16 protein-coding genes and 2 tRNA genes are annotated in these 18,625 nt (G+C 44.3%); 13 read left to right on the forward strand and 5 right to left on the reverse strand.

What is annotated here, in order from left to right:
• Nucleotides 1-15 precede the first annotated feature (15 nt).
• Together lhgO and BM090_RS15630 are read left to right on the forward strand one after the other, a co-directional pair.
• The gene (gene lhgO / locus BM090_RS15625) at nucleotides 16-1,215 is read left to right on the forward strand and encodes an L-2-hydroxyglutarate oxidase (protein WP_091515582.1); all 1,200 of its coding nucleotides are present in this window, start codon (nucleotides 16-18) and stop codon (nucleotides 1,213-1,215) included.
• Between the two features lie 59 nt (nucleotides 1,216-1,274).
• The gene (locus BM090_RS15630; protein ID WP_091515583.1) at nucleotides 1,275-2,162 is read left to right on the forward strand and encodes a diacylglycerol/lipid kinase family protein; all 888 of its coding nucleotides are present in this window, start codon (nucleotides 1,275-1,277) and stop codon (nucleotides 2,160-2,162) included.
• Between the two features lie 5 nt (nucleotides 2,163-2,167).
• On the opposite strand, the gene BM090_RS15635 is transcribed toward BM090_RS15630, so the two are convergent.
• Both BM090_RS15635 and BM090_RS15640 read right to left on the reverse strand, forming a co-directional pair.
• Complete coding sequence (locus tag BM090_RS15635) at nucleotides 2,168-3,073, reverse strand: PD-(D/E)XK nuclease family protein (RefSeq protein WP_143084008.1); 906 nt, start codon at nucleotides 3,071-3,073, stop codon at nucleotides 2,168-2,170.
• Between the two features lie 90 nt (nucleotides 3,074-3,163).
• The gene (locus BM090_RS15640) at nucleotides 3,164-3,889 is read right to left on the reverse strand and encodes a 1-(5-phosphoribosyl)-5-[(5-phosphoribosylamino)methylideneamino]imidazole-4-carboxamide isomerase (RefSeq protein ID WP_091515585.1); all 726 of its coding nucleotides are present in this window, start codon (nucleotides 3,887-3,889) and stop codon (nucleotides 3,164-3,166) included.
• Nucleotides 3,890-4,404: 515 nt separating this feature from the next.
• Here BM090_RS15640 and BM090_RS15645 point away from each other — a divergent pair.
• From BM090_RS15645 to porD, 7 genes are all read left to right on the forward strand, one after another.
• Nucleotides 4,405-4,477: transfer RNA gene (locus BM090_RS15645), tRNA-Gly, on the forward strand.
• Between the two features lie 33 nt (nucleotides 4,478-4,510).
• Nucleotides 4,511-4,596 (forward strand) — tRNA-Leu (locus BM090_RS15650).
• A 133-nt stretch (nucleotides 4,597-4,729) separates the two neighbouring features.
• Nucleotides 4,730-5,962, forward strand: coding sequence for a murein hydrolase activator EnvC family protein (locus BM090_RS15655; RefSeq protein WP_091515594.1), 1,233 nt, complete (start codon nucleotides 4,730-4,732; stop codon nucleotides 5,960-5,962).
• 42 nt (nucleotides 5,963-6,004) lie between these two features.
• Nucleotides 6,005-6,733: a 2-phosphosulfolactate phosphatase gene (locus tag BM090_RS15660; protein ID WP_091515598.1), complete on the forward strand. Its 729-nt coding sequence runs from the start codon at nucleotides 6,005-6,007 to the stop codon at nucleotides 6,731-6,733.
• A 24-nt stretch (nucleotides 6,734-6,757) separates the two neighbouring features.
• Nucleotides 6,758-7,504, forward strand: a complete 747-nt coding sequence (locus tag BM090_RS15665) for a ribonuclease H-like domain-containing protein (protein ID WP_091515601.1) — start codon at nucleotides 6,758-6,760, stop codon at nucleotides 7,502-7,504.
• A gap of 102 nt (nucleotides 7,505-7,606) precedes the next feature.
• Nucleotides 7,607-8,662, forward strand: coding sequence for a ferredoxin--NADP reductase (locus BM090_RS15670; protein WP_091515603.1), 1,056 nt, complete (start codon nucleotides 7,607-7,609; stop codon nucleotides 8,660-8,662).
• 46 nt (nucleotides 8,663-8,708) lie between these two features.
• A complete protein-coding gene (gene porD / locus BM090_RS15675) occupies nucleotides 8,709-9,605 on the forward strand; it encodes a type IX secretion system protein PorD (protein WP_221405416.1) in 897 nt (298 codons plus the stop codon).
• Between the two features lie 48 nt (nucleotides 9,606-9,653).
• On the opposite strand, the gene BM090_RS15680 is transcribed toward porD, so the two are convergent.
• A complete protein-coding gene (locus tag BM090_RS15680) occupies nucleotides 9,654-11,768 on the reverse strand; it encodes a PAS domain-containing sensor histidine kinase (protein WP_091515617.1) in 2,115 nt (704 codons plus the stop codon).
• Nucleotides 11,769-11,952: 184 nt separating this feature from the next.
• On the opposite strand from BM090_RS15680, the gene BM090_RS15685 reads away from it, so the two are divergent.
• Both BM090_RS15685 and recA read left to right on the forward strand, forming a co-directional pair.
• Nucleotides 11,953-13,428, forward strand: coding sequence for an MBOAT family O-acyltransferase (locus BM090_RS15685; protein WP_245756746.1), 1,476 nt, complete (start codon nucleotides 11,953-11,955; stop codon nucleotides 13,426-13,428).
• A gap of 368 nt (nucleotides 13,429-13,796) precedes the next feature.
• Nucleotides 13,797-14,843, forward strand: a complete 1,047-nt coding sequence (gene recA, locus BM090_RS15690) for a recombinase RecA (RefSeq protein WP_091515940.1) — start codon at nucleotides 13,797-13,799, stop codon at nucleotides 14,841-14,843.
• A 70-nt stretch (nucleotides 14,844-14,913) separates the two neighbouring features.
• Here recA and BM090_RS15695 read toward each other — a convergent pair whose 3' ends face one another.
• Nucleotides 14,914-15,192, reverse strand: a complete 279-nt coding sequence (locus BM090_RS15695) for a hypothetical protein (protein ID WP_091515624.1) — start codon at nucleotides 15,190-15,192, stop codon at nucleotides 14,914-14,916.
• Nucleotides 15,193-15,260: 68 nt separating this feature from the next.
• Nucleotides 15,261-16,001 carry a DsbA family oxidoreductase gene (locus BM090_RS15700; protein ID WP_245756747.1) on the reverse strand — a complete coding sequence of 247 codons (741 nt, stop codon included), beginning with the start codon at nucleotides 15,999-16,001 and terminating at the stop codon, nucleotides 15,261-15,263.
• A 144-nt stretch (nucleotides 16,002-16,145) separates the two neighbouring features.
• Here BM090_RS15700 and BM090_RS15705 point away from each other — a divergent pair, with 144 nt between their 5' ends.
• Nucleotides 16,146-17,354, forward strand: coding sequence for an NADH-quinone oxidoreductase subunit D (locus tag BM090_RS15705; RefSeq protein ID WP_091515628.1), 1,209 nt, complete (start codon nucleotides 16,146-16,148; stop codon nucleotides 17,352-17,354).
• Nucleotides 17,355-17,392: 38 nt separating this feature from the next.
• Nucleotides 17,393-18,577, forward strand: coding sequence for a THUMP domain-containing class I SAM-dependent RNA methyltransferase (locus BM090_RS15710; RefSeq protein WP_091515633.1), 1,185 nt, complete (start codon nucleotides 17,393-17,395; stop codon nucleotides 18,575-18,577).
• The last annotated feature ends 48 nt before the right edge of the window (nucleotides 18,578-18,625 follow it).

Consider the following 18,625-nt stretch of genomic DNA (forward strand, 5'->3'; position numbering starts at 1 on the left):
TAACCTTTCCAGACAATGACTTATGATATTGTAGTTATTGGCGGTGGCATCGTGGGACTGGCTACGGCTTTGCGCCTGAAAGAAAGTGAGCCGACCCTCAACATCGCCCTTATAGAGAAAGAAGACGAACCCGCACGCCATCAGACTGGCAATAATAGCGGCGTAATCCATTCGGGACTGTATTACAAACCTGGTAGCCTAAAGGCCAAAAATTGCATAGATGGCTATTGGCAACTGATTGACTTTTGCCAAAAACATGAAGTGCCTTTCGATTTGTGCGGCAAAATCGTGGTTGCAACCGACAAATCTGAGTTGCAAGCCCTCGAAAATATTTACCAACGCGGCATTGCCAACGGCCTTACCAAAACCCGCAAAATAGACGTAGCCGAAATGCGTGAATACGAACCACACGTAAACGGCGTGGCGGGTTTGCACGTGCCTTATACGGGCATCGTGAACTATAAAGTAGTGGCGCAGAAATACGCCAAACTGCTGGAAAACGCAGGCGTGAGTTTGTTTTTTAACCATAAAGTGCTGGATATTAAGAAACAAACCAATGTTTCGGACGTAGTAACCGACCGCAAAACGTTGGTGGCTCGCTTGGTTATCAACTGCGCGGGTTTGTATTCCGACAAAATCGCGGCTCTGGGGCAACCTTCTTTGGACGTGCGAATTATTCCGTTTCGTGGCGAATATTATGTCCTGAAAAAAGAGAAAGAATATTTAGTTAAAAACTTGATTTATCCTGTACCCGACCCGAACTTTCCGTTTTTGGGTGTGCATTTTACGCGCATGATGAAAGGCGGCGTAGAGGCAGGTCCAAACGCGGTGTTTGCTTTTAAGCGCGAAGGCTACAAACGTACAGATTTTGACTGGACGGAATTTTGGGAGTCGGTGCGTTGGCCAGGTTTCCAGAAAGTTGCTACCAAATATTGGCAAACGGGTTTGGGCGAATATTACCGTTCTTTCTCCAAAGCTGCTTTTACGAAAGCCTTGCAAAAACTCATTCCCGAAATACAAGAAAGTGATTTGGTGGAAGGTGGCGCGGGCGTAAGAGCGCAAGCCTGCGACCGCACGGGCGGCCTGATAGACGATTTCTTGATTTTGGAAGATAGCCACATCATCAACGTTTGCAACGCGCCTTCGCCTGCGGCTACTTCGTCGTTGGCCATTGGCACGACTGTTGCCCAAAAAGCCTTACTTCATTTTAAATAAAAATCTGCTTAGTGGCCTGTACTACAATGCGTTGAGTACAGGCTTTTTCTCCTATAACCATGCCCAAATTAAGTGTAATTATTAACCCAATTGCAGGGACAAAAGACAAATCTCAAATCCCTGACCTTGTGCGCAAAACCTTAGCCCAACATTGGGACGTAGAAATTTTGAACACGCAACACAGAGGCCACGCCACCGAGTTGGCACGCGAGGCCGCACAACGTGGCGTTGAGGCCGTTTTGGCGGTTGGTGGCGACGGAACAGTAAATGAAACCGCGACGGGTTTGGTCGGGACGGATACCGCATTGGCCATTTTGCCGATGGGTTCGGGCAATGGCTTGGCCAGACATTTACAAATCCCGATGGCACAACTCGCGGCCATTGAGCACTTGAAAACGGCGGCAGTCCGCACCATTGACTCTTGCCAAATGAACGGCCAAGCGTTTTTTTGTACGGCGGGAATGGGTTTTGATGCGCATATTGCGTATTTGTTTGCCCAGCAGCACACACGCGGCCTGAGTACTTACGTGCGCACGACACTCAACGAGTTTTTTTCGTACAAACCGCAACGCTATACACTGCATTTCGATAACCAAACGCAGGTGCGCGAGGCTTTTCTTATCACGTTTGCCAATGCCAACCAGTTCGGTAACAATGCTTTTATTGCACCGTTGGCCGACATTCAGGACGGTAAAATGGACGTGTGCGTGATGAGTCAATTTCCTTTGTATCAGGCGGCGGGGATTGGTTTGCGCATGTTTGCCAAAAATATTCACCGTTCCAATTTTATGGAAACGTGGAAAAGTGGCGGCGTGGTGGTGGAACGCGAGCAGGAGGGAAGCGTACATCTGGACGGCGAACCCGTGCAAATGGGCAAAACCTTAGAGCTGAGCATGAAGCCCCAATCCCTGAAAGTGTTGGTTTCGCCCAAAGCAGATTTCGTGTAAAAAATTTATAGATACAAATGGTTTTCTTTCATGAAGGAAACCATTTGGTCTAAAGCGGCCAAGCCAACTTGTACAGCCGCCACTTGATTTTCAAAAGGTTCTTTTCTGTTGAGCTTGGGGACAACTTGCCGAATGGCAAAAGCACCTTTATCAAACTCTTTGATAAAATAGTGGTCGGGTAAAGAAATATTCGGTTTTCTTCCAAATTCTTTGGGAATAGTAACTTCTACAAAACCGTGTCTTAGTTTGTGCCGAAACTTTAATTTTTCGTTTTCTCTAATACTAAAAACAATAAAATCACTTCCCTCTGGCACGCTTTCGGGTTTTTTCATGGCGTACAGCGGATAATTTGCCTCTTTGTATTCCCAATAAGCCATCCAAAACCGCTGTACCACTTCGCAATTCTCGGCCTGATAGCCTCTTCTTGATTTTTCGATAGCGATTTGTACCAGATTGGCGCGAAATGCAGCTCTGGGCGTGGCTTCACTGGCGATGAGTTGCATCAGGTTTTCGTAACTGAAACAAATCTCAAAATCGCTTTGATTGCTGATGTATTTTTGGGGAGCAATCAGAATGCAAAAAAATGCGTCGCATTCGTTGCTTTGCAGGTATTTTAATCCTCTTTTTTCGTATCGCGCGAACTGTTCGGGCTGGAAATTGGCATCTATTTTATTTTCGATCAGCAGGCAAATAACTTGGTTTTCGGAGCTAATGTATTTGACCAAAATATCAGTTTCGCCTAAAGTTGAATCCGTAACACTGCGCCACGCGCCCTCATATTCCTGCATTTCGGGCAAATGAAGTTGGTTGGTAAAATGCGTTCTGAAATTTTCGTTGCATTCGAGCTCTTCGAGGATAAGAATATCCATGTCGCGTTCTTGTACGGCTTCGAGTTTTTGTAGGTTTTCCATCTTTGGAGAATAAATTTTGTAATAAAAAATGATCCCTGTGCCAGTTTTCGCCGACACAGGGATTTGGGTAATACGTTGATATAAAAATAATTATGCCAAAAATTTTGACAAATCTTTCATCATGATTCGGTCTTCGTAGAAAGCTTTGGCCACCACCACAGCCCATACGCCCAACTCGTTGAGTTTTTCGATGTCGGCTACTGAACGTACGCCGCCGCTGGCCACTACGCGCATATTCGGGAACATTTTTACTACTTTTTCGTAAAGTTCAAAGTTTGGCCCTTCCAACACACCGTCGCGGGTTACGTCCGTGCATTTGAGGAATTGCACGCCTCTGTCGTAGTAGTATTGGATGTGGTCAAAAGTATTGATGTTGGTTGTCTGATGCCAATTATTGATTTTGATAAGGCCTTCGCTGGTCGTGTCGGCACCCAATACCAGTTTGTCGCGGCCAAACGAAATGAGCCAAGACATGAATACGTCTGGGTGTTTGGCGGCCATTGTGGCGATAGTTACGGTTTTCGCGCCGTTTTCCAAAGCCAATTGTATGCCGCCGTCGGTACGGATACCGCCGCTAAAGTTGATGTTCAGGTTGGTATGGCCTGCGATTACTTGTAGGGTTTGGTAATTTACAACCGATTGTTGCTCTGCTCCGTCTAAGTCCACAAAATGCAATCGCTTCATGCCGTGGTCTTCAAAATATTTGGCTAAATCTAAAGGCGATTTTTCGTAAAGAGCCGCATTGAGGGTGGCAGAGGAAGAAAGTTTCGCCACTTTTCCGTCTACTATCGAAATGGTAGGAACTACTTGTATCATTGCTAAATATAAATTTTGTTGGATTGATGTTTGGATTCGCCTTACTACCGTAGTAGTTGTAGGTTTGTAAAAGTAATGATTTAGCTCAAAAAAATAAGTGCAATAGGATTTATTTTTATAAAATTTTCAAAAATGCCTCCTAAAAAAGATTGCTAATTGCCAATTCGGATATTTTTGCCATGCACCTAAAACAATCTACAATCTGTTACTTTTCGGATATAGACGTTCTGTGTGGTCATGTTGTTTTTATTTTTTCTGAAAAATAATGGAGCAAAACATAAAATTTTGGTTGCAGCAAAAAGAAATAGATAATGGTTTAGAGCAGTGTTTTTGCGGTAATATTTTTTGTTGCTTCATTTTTTTGAAAAATTTTCAAAATTTAACAATTTGATAATCAGTATTTTTTGTGATTATAGAGAAAAAAGTCGAAAAATTTTCTAGCAAAAGTTTGCAGATTAGAAAAACCTGCCTACCTTTGCATCGCAATTCAGCAATAACAAAGCAGAAAAGCACAAGCGAAAGTAGCTCAGTTGGTAGAGCGCGACCTTGCCAAGGTCGAGGTCGCGGGTTCGAACCCCGTCTTTCGCTCTTTTTTCGTTTAAAATCGCTTAGACGAAGGCCGCCGGGATGGTGAAATTGGTAGACACGCAGGACTTAAAATCCTGTAACCCCTAAAGGTTGTGTGGGTTCAAGTCCCACTCCTGGTACAAAAATACATTTTAAGCCAAACATCTGATGTTTGGCTTTTTCTTTTTACATACTTTTAGCTTTACTCATTACTTCTTTTGATAATTTTAGGGTACTTTTGCAACTTGTAGTATTAGCATAATTCACAGGTGTATGTTTCCTAATTATCGGTTTGTATGGTTTTTCGGGCTGGCGGCTCTGCTGCTTACTGCGCCAGTGGCTTTGGCGCAAAAAAGCAAAGCCGAACTCGAAGAAGAACGAAAGGAGAATCAACAAAAAATAGAAGAGGCTGGGCGAATTTTGGAAGAAACTACTTCCGAGAAAAAAGTAACCATTGGCCAACTCAATGCCCTGAACCAACAGGTCTCGGCAAGACGCAGACTCATCAACTCCATCAATAGCGAAATAAACCTGCTCACGCAGGATATGTCCGAAATAGATATTATCAAACTTTCTTTGGAACGAGATATGGCCAAGCTGCGCAGCGAATACGCTACTATGCTGTATGCGGCCTCCAAAGCTACCGTTCATGATCGCCTCATGTTTATTTTGTCTGCCCCGACCTTCAATAGCATGGTGATGCGCGTGCAATACATGAAGCAATATTCGGAAATGCGCCGCGAACAAGTGGAAGTAATCCGTAGAGTAAGCCGTACGCTTGAATCGCAGCAAGTAAAATTAGTGAGCAAGAAAAAGCAAAAAGTTACGCTTTTGGTAGCCCAACTTTCCGAAAACGAAAAATTGCAAGCACTCAAAGGCCAACAAAAAGAACTCGTACAGCAGCTTTCGGCACGCGAACGCGAACTTCGCGCCGACTTGCAAGCCCGCCAAGATGCCGACCAACGCATGGAACGCATGATTGCCGACCTTGTGCGCCGCGAAATGCGTCGTGCAGCGCGTGAAGCACGCGAGGCCAACCGCGAAGTAGCCGAAGAAAACAAAATTACCCTTACGCCCGAAGCGGCGCAATTGTCCAACTCTTTTGCAGGAAATAAATCGCGCCTGATTTGGCCTGTGGCCTCTGGCTTTATTTCGGGTAAATTTGGCCGCCAACCGCATCCCGTTTTGCCGCGTGTATATGTGGACAACTTGGGGGTGAATATCCAAACCAATCAAGGAGAAGACGTAAGAGCAGTGTTTAAAGGCACAGTTGGTTTTATTGCCAATATGCCTGGTGCTGGTACGCTCGTTACCATTATTCACGGCGATTATTTCACCGTGTACGGCAACCTGAAAGACGTATCGGTAAAAGCAGGCCAAAAAGTAAAAGCCAAAGACCGCATTGGAGAAGTAATGACCGACAAAGACGGTGCAGCTGAACTTCAATTCCAAATTTGGAAAGTAAAAGACCGCCTAAATCCAGAAGCATGGCTTTCGCCAAAATAAATTAAACTTTTGTTGTAAAAAATTCCCTTCTTTAGATTTCTGATGAAACAGATTGACGTTTGTTTGAGCCCTGAGTTGTTGCATTTGTTTGATATGCGCGGCAAAGTGGTCGTTGTAATTGATATTTTGCGTGCTACCTCGTGCATGACGGTCGCGATGGCGCATGGCGTGGCTGGCATTATTCCAGTGGCCAGTTTGGAAGAATGTATGGAACTAAAAGCGGCAGGTTACATTACGGCAGCCGAACGCGATGGCAAAAAAGCCGAAGGTTTTGACATTGGCAACTCGCCTTTTAGCTACATGGAATCGTATTTGGTGGGTCAGACGATCGGCATGACGACCACCAACGGCACAACGGCCATTGCGCGTTCGCGCGAAGCCGAACAAATTATAGTTGGTTCGTTTTTGAACCTAACGACTGTAGCCGAATATTTGCACACGCTGCCAAACGATGTGGTGTTGCTTTGTTCGGGCTGGAAGGGCATGGCCAACGCCGAAGACACGCTTTATGCGGGGGCTTTGGTGGCTTTGTTGGAAAATGAATATAGCTTCGCGACAGACGCACCAATTTTGGCTAAAGTACTGTACGATAGTGCAAAAGAAGATATGCTTACGTTTTTGTCGGCTTCTTCGCACGTGAGCCGCCTGCATAATTTGAACATTACAGAAGACATTAAGTTTTGCCTTACACCCGACCAATACAGCGTTATTCCTGTGTTGAAAGATGGTGTGTTGGTGCCACTTACGCCTATAGAAACTTCTGCAAACTAAATTGAATAAAACTTAAAAACCCCGATGAGCAACAACAAGCCGAAACTTAAAGACATTTTGTTTTTGGACATAGAAACCACTTCTGTTACAGCCAATTATGCACAACTTTCGCCCACCATGCAAAAAATGTGGGACAGAAAAGCCGCTTATTGGTCAGAAGAAAAATCTGCTTTGCAGCCCGCCGAATGGTACGACCAGAAAGCGGCCTTGTTGGCAGAATTTGGGCAAATAGTGGCCATCGGGGTTGCTTATTTTTACGAAGACGAATACGGCCAATGGTGTTTGCGTAGCAAAGCCATTACGGGCAAAGACGAAACCAGTATTTTGCAACAATTTGTCATGCTTTTGGGGCAAAAACGCTTCGATGTGCGTCGCACGCTGTTGTGTGCGCACAATGGCCGCGAATTTGATTTTCCGTTTTTGTGTCGCCGCATGGCTGTACATCAAATGCCCATTCCTGAACTGTTGTACTCGCCTTTGCGCAAGCCTTGGGAAATGCCTTTGTTGGATACCATGGAAATGTGGCGTTTTGGCGACCGTCGTAGTTACGCGCCTTTGGTTTTGTTGGCTGAATTGCTTGGCGTGCCGCAAATGCCTGAAGATACGCTGGAGCACGACAAAGTTTCGGCTTTTTATTATCAAAATCCTGAAGAAAATTTACCTAAAATTGCAGACCTTGCCCGCCACGATGTAGTATTGGTGGCGCAAGTGTATTTGGCTCTGACGGGTCAGCCTGCCGTTCACCCCGATAACATTTTTTATGTCGATTAGACGTTTCGTTAAAGAAATATAGAAAGAAATTATTGACACCAAATTCTAAATATTAACACAACAATTATTGCTAATCATTTAGCAAACAGAACCTACGAAATTATGAGTACAAACCCGATTACGCTTCGAGTGGCGGCGGTAGTGCAAGAAACACCCGAAGCAGTTAGCATTGCTTTTGAACAAAATTTAGAATATACGGCGGGTCAGTTTCTGACCATTATTGCCCCGATTGGCGGCCACGAAGTACGCAGAGCCTACTCGCTTTGTAGCGCACCGAGCAGCACCGACAAACCTACGATTGCCGTTAAAACAGTGCCTAATGGCTTGATGTCTAATTTTTTAGCTAAAAACCTAAAAGCTGGAGATACGTTACTTTCGTTGCCTGCGATGGGCAATTTTGCGCTCAAAGCCGAAACCGCCGCCAAACGCCATATTGTGTTGGTGGGTGCGGGGAGCGGCATTACGCCACTTTTTGCGATACTGAAAGAAGTGTTGCAAAACGAACCAAACAGTTATGTTTCGTTGGTGTACGGCAACCGCACGGAAGAAAGCATCATGTTTTATGAGCAACTCAAACAATGGCAAGCCTCGTACCCAACGCGTTTGCGCGTGGTGCATACGCTCACGCAGCCGCCTGCGCAATGGAGCGGCGCGAAAGGTCGTATTAGTACAGAATTGATGGACGAATTGTTGTATCAGCTTGCCCCCGCGATGCCTGTGCAAAGCACCGAATATTTTATGTGCGGCCCGCAAGAAATGATGGACACGGTACAGAATTTGTTGGCCAGTAAGAGCGTAGCCAAAGCCAACGTACACCGCGAAAGTTTCTTTAGCAGCATAGACGAGGCCGCCAAGCAAGCCGCCGTAGAAGAACAAGGCATTATTACGCGTACCGTAACGGTGATTTACGATGGCGAAACGCACGCGTTTGAAGTGCAACCCGACCAAACAATTTTGGAAGCGGCTTTGGACAAAGACATAGATTTGCCGTATTCGTGCCAAAGCGGTTTGTGTACGGCCTGTAGAGGCAAGTGCAAGTCGGGCAAAGTGCATTTGGACGAAAGAGAAGGTCTCTCGGACAATGAACTCAATGCTGGATACGTTCTTACTTGCGTGAGCCACCCGCTTACAGCTGATGTGGTCATTGAAATTGGTTAGTAACAAAATTTACCCAAAACCAAAAAACTGGGCAAAAACTGTGATGATGCGTAAATATTTTCTTTCGTTGGCGTTGGTTTGTGGCGTGGCTGTGGCTACTCAGGCACAAGAATTTAACTGTAATGTCAATATCAATGACGACAAGGCGCAAAGCGTGGACACCCGCGTTTTTGTGGAAATGAAGCGTTCGATTATTGATTTTATGAACTTACGCCGCTGGACTACGGACACGTACAGCAACGAAGAACGTATTTCTTGTAATATCCTGATTACCATTACGGAAGTGGTGGGGGTAGGAAAATACAAGGCTACGGCGCAAATCCAGTCGGCGCGACCCGTGTACGGCTCTGGCTATGAGACGATGGTATTTAATTATTTAGACCAAGATTGGGCATTCCAATACACAGAAGGCCAGCCTATGGAATTTAACGAAAATACCTATACCAATGATCTTACGTCTTTGTTGGCGTTTTATGCATATGTGATGCTGGGCTACGATGCGGACACGTTCTCTAAGTTGGGCGGAAAACCGTATTACAATAAAGCACAAGTAATCATGGCCAATGGCTCGCAAGGTACAAGCAAAGGCTGGCAGGCTTTTGACGGGACAAAATGCCGTTATTGGTTGTTGGAAAATATGCTCAATCAGCAAGTTACGCCGTACCGCGAAGGGCTTTATAATTATTATCGCTTGGGACTGGACACGTATTTGCAAAATCCAGAACAGTCGCGTACAGTGATTTTAGATGTTTTGAACAAAATAAAAACTGTCAATACACAAAAGCCATCTTGTTTGGTGCTGAACAACTTTTTTGATGCCAAAGCCAACGAGCTAATCAATGTTTTTTCGGATGGTGCGCCACAAGAAAAACAATCGGCCTACAATATATTGTCGCAACTCGACCCAACCAAAACTGAAAAGTATCAGAAATTAATCAAGTAATAAGAAAAAGCCCCCAACCATCGGTGTGATAGTTGGGGGCTTTTGTTTTTATGCTTTGCTTGGCATTTCGCGGCTGGTTTTGTCGGAAAAAGTAATGACAAACACTGCACCGTTGTCGTTATAAGTTTCAAACGTAGCATTGATTTGGCCTGCAAGACCTTTTACCAATGGCATGCCTAAAGTAGAAGTTTCCATGACAAATTCGGGTAACCCAATGCCGTTGTCATAAACTTTAAGTTGATATAAACCTGTTTTTTCGTCTTGGTGAAAGGTTACGTAAATTTTTCCATCACGACCATCAGGAAAAGCATATTTGTAACAATTTAAAACTAACTCATTGATAATGAGTCCACAAGGGATGGCCGTCTCAATATCCAAATACAATAACGTTTCGGAAGCAATGGCCATAAGTTCTACATGACTACTACGGTGCGAGCTGGCTAACATACTCACAAGGCTTTGCAGGTAACTATTAAACTCTATTCGCGAAAGGTCTGGCGACTGATACAGTTTTTCGTGCACCAAAGCCATCGCCTTGATGCGGCGTTGGCTGTCGGCATAAAGTTCTAAAATGGCTTTATCCTGTATTTTTTGGGCTTGCAAAAACAACAAACTTGAAATAATCTGCATATTATTTTTTACGCGATGATGTATTTCTTTGATGAGTGTTTCTTTTTCGCGCAAATTCCGATTCAGTTGATTTTCGCTGTTGATGCGCTGCGTAATATCTTGCATAATGCCTTGATAACCAATCCATTCGTTTTTGAAATTGAATAAAGGCGTACCAGACATCTCTAACACTACTGTGCTTCCGTCTTTGGTTAAAAATTGTAATTGATAGAAAGAAAAAGATCCGCGCCTGCTTTTTACTTCCTGAAAATATGCCATGTTTTGATCTACATTTACAAGGGGCATTAGCAACCAAGTCGGTTTCCCGATTATTTCGTCGGGCGAATAGCCAAGTACTTGCTCTACGGCAGGGCTGATGTAGGTAAATACACTTTCGGTATTAGTACTCCAAACCAAATCGCTAATAGATTCAACCAAATTCCTGAAACGCAATTCGCTGACACTCAATTGAAAATCTTTGCTTTTACTTTCCCTAATATCCCGAATAACCAAAAGTTTTTCGAGGCTTCCATCTGTATAAGATACAGTGTTATGGCTCATATCCACATAAATATGCTCTCCCGTGCTACCGACATGTATGGTTTCGCCTTGCCAGTAGCCTAAGCTTTGAGTATCTCTTTCAAATTTTTGTTCTTGTTCGGGGTCAAACCAATGCATGGTGAGCAACTCAGAAAGCGACTTGCCTATGGCCTCTTTCGAGGTTGTACAATACAACGTTTCGGCAGCAGGGTTCATATAGGTAATTTCATCACGGGCATTAGTACCAATGATCGCTTCCTTAATTTGGGAAATAATATGCTCCGTATAAGTAAGCTGCTTTTGTGTTTGCTTTTGCGTAGTTACGTCCCGAAGGCTAAAAATAAGGCCATCTAATTGGGTTTGCGCCGAAAGTCTTCCGCCAAATGCTTCCATCGGAATCCATTCTCCCGTTTTGCTACGGCAATGAAGTTCTGGAAAATAGACACTGCGCGTCTTATCCCATTCTTTGCGGTTAAATATTTCGCATACTTCGCTGCGTTCTCGGGGGTGAATAAAATCCCATGCCAATTTTTCGGTAAGCTCTTCGGGCAGGTAACCCAAAATATTGGTTACTGATGGCGAAATGTACAATATTGCACCTGAAGGACTTAGAATAAAAACAATGTCCGTCGTGCTTTGAGCTATCATGCTCAACCAGTCTTTTTCTTCGAGATGCTTTTGCGCACGGGAGACTTGTTTTATTGCTTTTTCAATAATGAACCAAAGTCTTTTGATGCTTAAATTTTCGCGACAAATTACATCTGTTAAGTAAGTGTGTGAAAGAGCTTCTTCTTCTTGGTGTTTATCACACACCACCACGATGTTTTGGCTCAAATGGTCTGGAATATAATCTAATAACTTGTAAGCTACTACCCAAAGCGTCGGTTTAGGCAAATTACTTAAACTCTGTCCCTCAGGCGACGGGAAGTGAGATACCTCGTAGTACTCGTTTAGTTGCTCCAAATTACCGAAAGATAAACCTACAAAATAGAGAATAGGCTTACTAGTCCCCATAATCAAGGAAATTGTTTTTTTGTTATATAAAAAATTATTAGTAGTTGTAGTATGTTTCTGATTTGGGCAACCTAATCAAGCCGCGAAAGTAGTAACTCTTCCACAGATTTACTAAGTTTGTGGCTTATTCAATTTTATTAAAAGTATCGTGTTCTCTTTTTTTTCTTACTCCGAAAATAATCCTTTGATATTCACCAACGCGCAGTTCTGGCTGTTCTTTGGTTTGGTTTTGCTGTTTTTTCAGTTCTCTTACACTCAGAAAACATTACGAAATATATTTTTGTTGCTGTTCAGCCTGTTTTTTTATTACAAATCAAGCGGCTTTTTTGTAAGTCTATTGTTGTTCACGACGGGCTGGGATTACCTGATGGGTAAGCTCATTTACAAAGAACAAAAAGACTCGCTTCGCAAATTGTATGTGGCTTTGTGCGTGATCGTGAACCTTACTATTTTGGGTTATTTCAAATACACATATTTTTTGGCCGATATTATCAACTCACTGTCGGGCAGTGAGTTGCATCCCGTAAATATAGTTTCGTTGGCTGCAAATCAATGGTTTGGGCAGCAGTTCGACATTCACAAAATCTTTTTGCCTGTGGGCGTTTCGTTCTATACGTTTCAGTCGATTAGTTATTGTGTGGATATTTACCGCAAAGAAATTTATCCAGTGGATAACATTTTGGATTATGCTTTTTTTGTGAGTTTTTTCCCGCAATTGGTGGCGGGGCCTATCGTGCGGGCTTCGGATTTTATTCCACAAATTTATCGCCGTTTTGAGTTGAGCCAATACGAATTTGGCCACGCCGTTTGGCTGATTTTGGTGGGGCTTACCAAAAAGATTTTGATTTCGGATTATATCTCTATCAATTTCGTGGACAGGGTTTTTGATAGCCCGTTGGTGTATTCGGGGCTGGAAAATTTGTTGGCGGTGTATGGCTACACTATCCAAATTTACTGCGATTTTTCGGGCTACACGGACATTGCCATTGGTGTGGCTTTGCTGATGGGCTTTAGACTCAACCGCAATTTTGATTCGCCGTACCAGTCGGCCAACATTACCGAATTTTGGCGACGTTGGCATATTTCGCTGTCCTCGTGGCTGCGCGACTACTTGTACATTCCGTTGGGCGGCAACCGACACGGCAAGGCGCGTGCTTACCTTAACCAACTGATTACGATGTTGTTGGGCGGTTTGTGGCACGGAGCGCATTTACGTTTTATTATTTGGGGTGCGTTGCACGGAATGGCGTTGGCGGCACACAAATTTTATACAGATATTTTCAAAATTGACCGCAAAAAACCTGTAACTACGTTGCAACGCTTGGCGGGCGGTTTCATCACCTTGCATTTTGTGGCTTTCTGCTGGATATTTTTTAGGGCGGCAGATATGGAAATAGTCGGGCAAGTGCTTTCGCAAATTGCGTTTAGCTTCAAACCCGAATTAGCTGGCCAGATTTTCAGTTCTTACAAAGTGGTTTTGCTCATGATTCTGGTTACGTTCCTGATACACTGGATTCCCCGCAGCAGCAAAGACAAACTCATTCATTATTTTGTCATTACGCCGATGCCGCTTAAAGCGGTGGTGGCCGCGCTGGTGGTGTTGGTACTGTATCAAGTCAAAACCGCCGAACTGCAACCATTTATTTATTTTCAGTTTTAGACAAGATAATTTCAATATAAAATAATTATCGCCATGTAATTTACTTCGGATAAGAAGGATTGTATGGCGATTTTCTTTTAATGATTGATATACCGATGTTTACTCAAATCTTCTTATTTTTCCTTAAAAAAAGCTGTATTTTCTTTGCTCAAAACAAGGAAATCAGGCCGAAATTTAGTAAGTTTGTATGGTACAAAAACAGCCATATAGTGTACTGAAATACAGTGTGTTGAGTTGCTTTAGAAGCTATATTTGCTGGTGCTGTTCGCTTTATTAATCAAAACAAATTTTAGTATCTCTATTACATCATGGCAGAGAAAGAAAAAGTAGATAAGTCGGCTCAAGTAAGTGCCGCAGATAAAGAGCGCATGGAAAAGCTCAAAATGCTTCAATCCACCTTAGACAAGCTCGATAAAGAGTTCGGAAAAGGAACGGTAATGCGCCTTAGCGACGAGAAAGTGGCCGATGTTGCTGCTATTCCGACGGGTTCGTTGGGTTTGGATTTGGCGTTAGGGATTGGCGGTTTGCCACGTGGCCGCGTGGTGGAAATCTTCGGTCCTGAATCGTCGGGTAAAACCACCCTCACCATGCACTGCATCGCCGAAGCGCAAAAAATGGGCGGTTTGGCGGCTTTCATTGATGCCGAACACGCCTTTGACCGCGTTTATGCCGAGAAACTCGGAATTGATACCCAAAACTTGCTCATTGCGCAGCCAGACAGCGGCGAGCAGGCTCTCGAAATTGCCGAACAATTGATTCGCTCAGGTGCTATTGACATTATCGTTATTGACTCGGTGGCGGCTTTGGTGCCAAAAAGCGAGTTGGAAGGCGAAATGGGCGAAAGTAAAATGGGTTTGCAAGCCCGACTTATGTCGCAGGCGTTGCGTAAACTGACGGGCGTAATCAACCGCACGGGCTGCTGCTGTATTTTCATTAACCAGTTGCGCGAAAAAATCGGCGTGGTATATGGCAACCCCGAAACGACTACGGGCGGTAATGCGTTGAAATATTATGCGTCGGTGCGTTTGGACATTCGTCGCGTGAGCCAAATCAAAGAAGGCGCGGACAATGTGTTGGGCAACCGCACACGCGTAAAAGTGGTGAAAAACAAAGTTGCACCGCCGTTCAAAGTCGTAGAATTTGACATTATGTACGGACAAGGCATTTCTAAAATTGGTGAAATTTTGGATTTGGGCGTGGAGTTGGAAGTAATCAAAAAATCAGGTTCTTGGTTCTCTTACGAAGGTAATAAACTTGCGCAAGGCCGCGATGCTGTGAAAACATTGCTTTCTGACAACCCAGAAATGTCTGACGAAATCGAAAAGAAAGTTCGCCAAAAAATGAGAGATTTGGCCGAAGCACACAAAGGCCAATTGGCTGAAGTGGCCGCCGACGAGGCGGAAGATGCCGAATAATTTTTATTAGCAGATATGTACAATGGTAGATACGCACGAGAGTGCGTATCTACTTTTTTGTCTTTTGGGATTATTTCGCTTTGATGGGAAGTGTTCCGTTATACACAGAATAGCCGCCCACGCGTTCAATATTTACGTCCAAACGGTCGGAAGTGGACACGCCCACAATACGCACATCCATCGAGCCATTGGCATTGACGGGAACTAAGCCATATTTGGGTTCTTCGCGTACAATTTTTGGACTACTGGCTTGTGCTTCAGGGACTAAACCCACTTTTTGGATGGTCTGAATAACCAAACACGCCGCAATAATGGTCAAAAGAATTTTGGTATAAACGTCTGTTTTCATGGTTAAGATTTTTTCTCAAATTATAAAATAAATTGATAAGAAACCATAAAGACTTCTAACATAAATCGTTATAAACAATTGCCGTCGATGTCGCAAGCCTCGCCACCCGCTAACGTGCTGATGGGCTGCTGTGTTTTTTGCCAATCACCAAACGATTTTTGTAGCACTTCCAAGAAAACTTGCGAAGGTTGCGCACCTGATACCGCGTATTTTCTATCAAAAACAAAAAACGGCACGCCATTTACGCCGATTTGGGCAGCTTCCTGAATATCTTGTTTCACTTGATACGCATAAAAATCGCTGCTCAATGCCTCATTAATTTTTGTTTCCGTCAGGCCAATGGCTTTTCCCAACGTGAGCAAAACTTCATGATTTCCAAAGTCTTGGCCTTCTGTGAAATAGGCTTTAAATAATTTTTCTTCGGCGGCATCGCCCAAGCCTTTGGTTTTGGCCAGTTGTATGAGTCGGTGCGCGTCGAAAGAGTTGGCGATGACGGCTTTATCAAAATTGTATTCCAAACCGACGCTTTGCGCCATGGCGATTACGCGTTCGTGCATTTTCACAGATTCGGCGTAGCTCATGCCTTTGCGTTCGGCCAAATATTGATATACGTTTTTGTCGGGTGCGGGCTGGATGGTGGGGTCAAGTTGAAAACTTTTCCAAACCACTTCCACTTGGTCTTTGCCTGCAAATTGGCTGATGGCCGCTTCATAATTACGCTTGCCGATATAGCAAAACGGGCACATTATATCGCTCCAAATCTCTACTTTCATGCGCGAGGCTTGGGCAGAATTTACGTTTGTTGTCATCTGATTTTCAAATCTTTGTTAAAGAAAGTTTCTTTCTGTTATCTAAACCACAAACGCACTGCTTTTAATTCCCAAGCGCAGAAGAAATGAATATTTCTGTTTGGGAGGCAATTTGCTTTATCTTTGCACTCAAATATTAATCCCATGCCCGACGCAACGACCCATTCCGATTTATTACTGACCTCCGTCCCGAACAAATACCGTCCCGAACAACTCAAATCGCATGAGATGGTGATTAATTTGGGGCCTCAACATCCTTCCACGCACGGTGTTTTGCGTTTGGAGGTGGTTTGTGATGGGGAAATAATCGTGGACGTAGTGCCGCATTTGGGTTATTTGCATCGTTGTTTTGAAAAGCATGCCGAAGCCTTAGCCTTCAACCAAATTATTCCGTATGTGGACAGAATGGACTATTTGGCCGCTATGAACAGCGAACACGCCTACGCGATGGCGGTTGAAAAAATGCTGGGAATTGAAAAACAACTGCCGCCGCGCATCGAATACATACGGGTTTTGGTGGCCGAACTGAACCGCTTGGCTTCGCATTTTGTGGCTATCGGGACGTATGGCGTGGACATGGGCGCATTTACAGCGTTTTTGTGGATGATGCGCGACCGCGAACATATTCAACGCTTATTGGAATGGGTGTCGGGGGCGCGAATGTTGTACAACTATATTTGGATTGGTGGTTTGTTTTATGACTTGCCCGTAGGTTTCGAGGAGCAATGTCGCGAGTTTATCAATTATCTAAAACCCAAACTTACGGAAATAGATAACTTGTTGATAAACAATAAAATATTTGTGCATCGTACGGCCAATGTTGGCGTTTTGCCGCTGCAAGTGGGTATCAATTACGGAGCTTCGGGGCCAGTGTTGCGTGGTTCGGGTTTGCGTTTTGATTTGCGAAAAGTAGATGGCTATTCCGTGTATCCCGAATTGGACTTTGATGTTCCCGTAGGTACGGGGCAAATGGGAACGCTCGGCGACAGTTGGGATAGAACCTATGTGCGTGCCTGCGAATGCAAAGAATCCGTCAAAATTATTGAGCAATGCCTTGACCGCTTGCAAGGCGACCACAAACGCACGCGCGACTTTGATCCACAGGCTTTTGTGCCTAAAAAAATACGTCCGCAAGCAATGGATTTTTATGCTCGCGCCGAAAATCCACGTGGCGAATTAGGTTTCTTTTTCCGAACCGATGGCCGCGCCGATGCGCCTGTTCGCTGTAAAGTACGTGCGCCGTCTTTCGTTAATTTATCTTTGCTCTCGGCTATCAGTTCGGGGGCAATGCTGGCCGACTTGGTGGCCATTATCGGCTCGCTGGATTTTATGATGGGCGAAGTGGATAGATAATTTATTCAAAATCAATTTTTTATAAGAAAATAAAACTCATGTTAGCAAGCCAATACAAGGCCATTGCCAAAACTATTTTTGGTGCAGAAGAAATTTTAGCCCACGACCTCACGGCTCTTGGCGCAACCGACGTACAGATATTGAATCGCGCCGTAAGTTTTACGGCCAACAAAGAATTGCTCTACAAAGCAAATTTGTATTTGGCCACGGCCTTGCGCATTATCATTCCGATACATGAGTTTAAGGCGCGCAACGAGGACGAACTTTACGAAGGAATCCAGAAAGTTACTTGGCAAAAATATTTTACCGAACACGATACTTTTGCGATTGATAGTGTGGTGGGTTCGGATTATTTTAATCACTCTCAATATGTTTCGCTCAAAACGAAAGATGCGATAGCCGACCAATTTCGTGAACGTTGCGAAGGCGTAAGGCCGTCGGTGGATTTGCGCCACCCAACGGTACGCATTCACTTGCACATTTTGGGCGATGTGTGCAGTGTGGCTCTGGACAGTTCGGGCGAGTCGTTGCACAAACGCGGCTACCGACAAGGCGGCCAACACGAAGCCCCACTCAATGAAGTATTGGCCGCTACGCTGGTACGCCTGACGGGTTGGGACGGCCAATCTAACTTTGCCGACCCGATGTGTGGCTCTGGCACTATCGTTACGGAAGCGGGACTTTTTGCCATGAACATTGCCCCTGGGTTGTTGCGCGATTATTTTGGGTTTAAAAATTGGCCTGATTTTGATGCAGCACTTTGGGAAAAACTGTGTGCCGAAGCCCGCGAACGCATTAATCACGATTGGGAATATACGTTGAGCGGTTCGGATATGTCCGAAAAATATGTAGAATTGGCTATGTACGCTGCCGAAAAAACAGGAATTGACGAATGTGTAAAACTCAAAACCAAGCGTTTTGAAGAAAACACGCCACCACCGCCCAAAGGTGTGGCCATTTTCAATCCGCCGTATGGCGAAAGGCTCATGGGCGCAGACCGTGCCATTTTGGATTTGTATAAAACTATCGGCGACACGCTCAAAAATAAGTACAAAGGCTATGACGTTTGGGTTTTGACCAGCAACATGGAAGCTATCAAACACATTGGCTTGCGCCCTTCCCGCAAAATCAGTTTGTATAACGGTTCGTTGGAATGTAAATTCCTCAAATTCTCGATTTATGAAGGTTCGCTCAAAGCCAAATACCAAGCACAAGGCGAGTAATTCTTTTGTTCAATAAAAATAAAAAGCTCTTATCCTGACTTCGGCGCG

The sequence above is a fragment of the Flexibacter flexilis DSM 6793 genome, from assembly GCF_900112255.1.
Taxonomy (GTDB): domain Bacteria; phylum Bacteroidota; class Bacteroidia; order Cytophagales; family Flexibacteraceae; genus Flexibacter; species Flexibacter flexilis.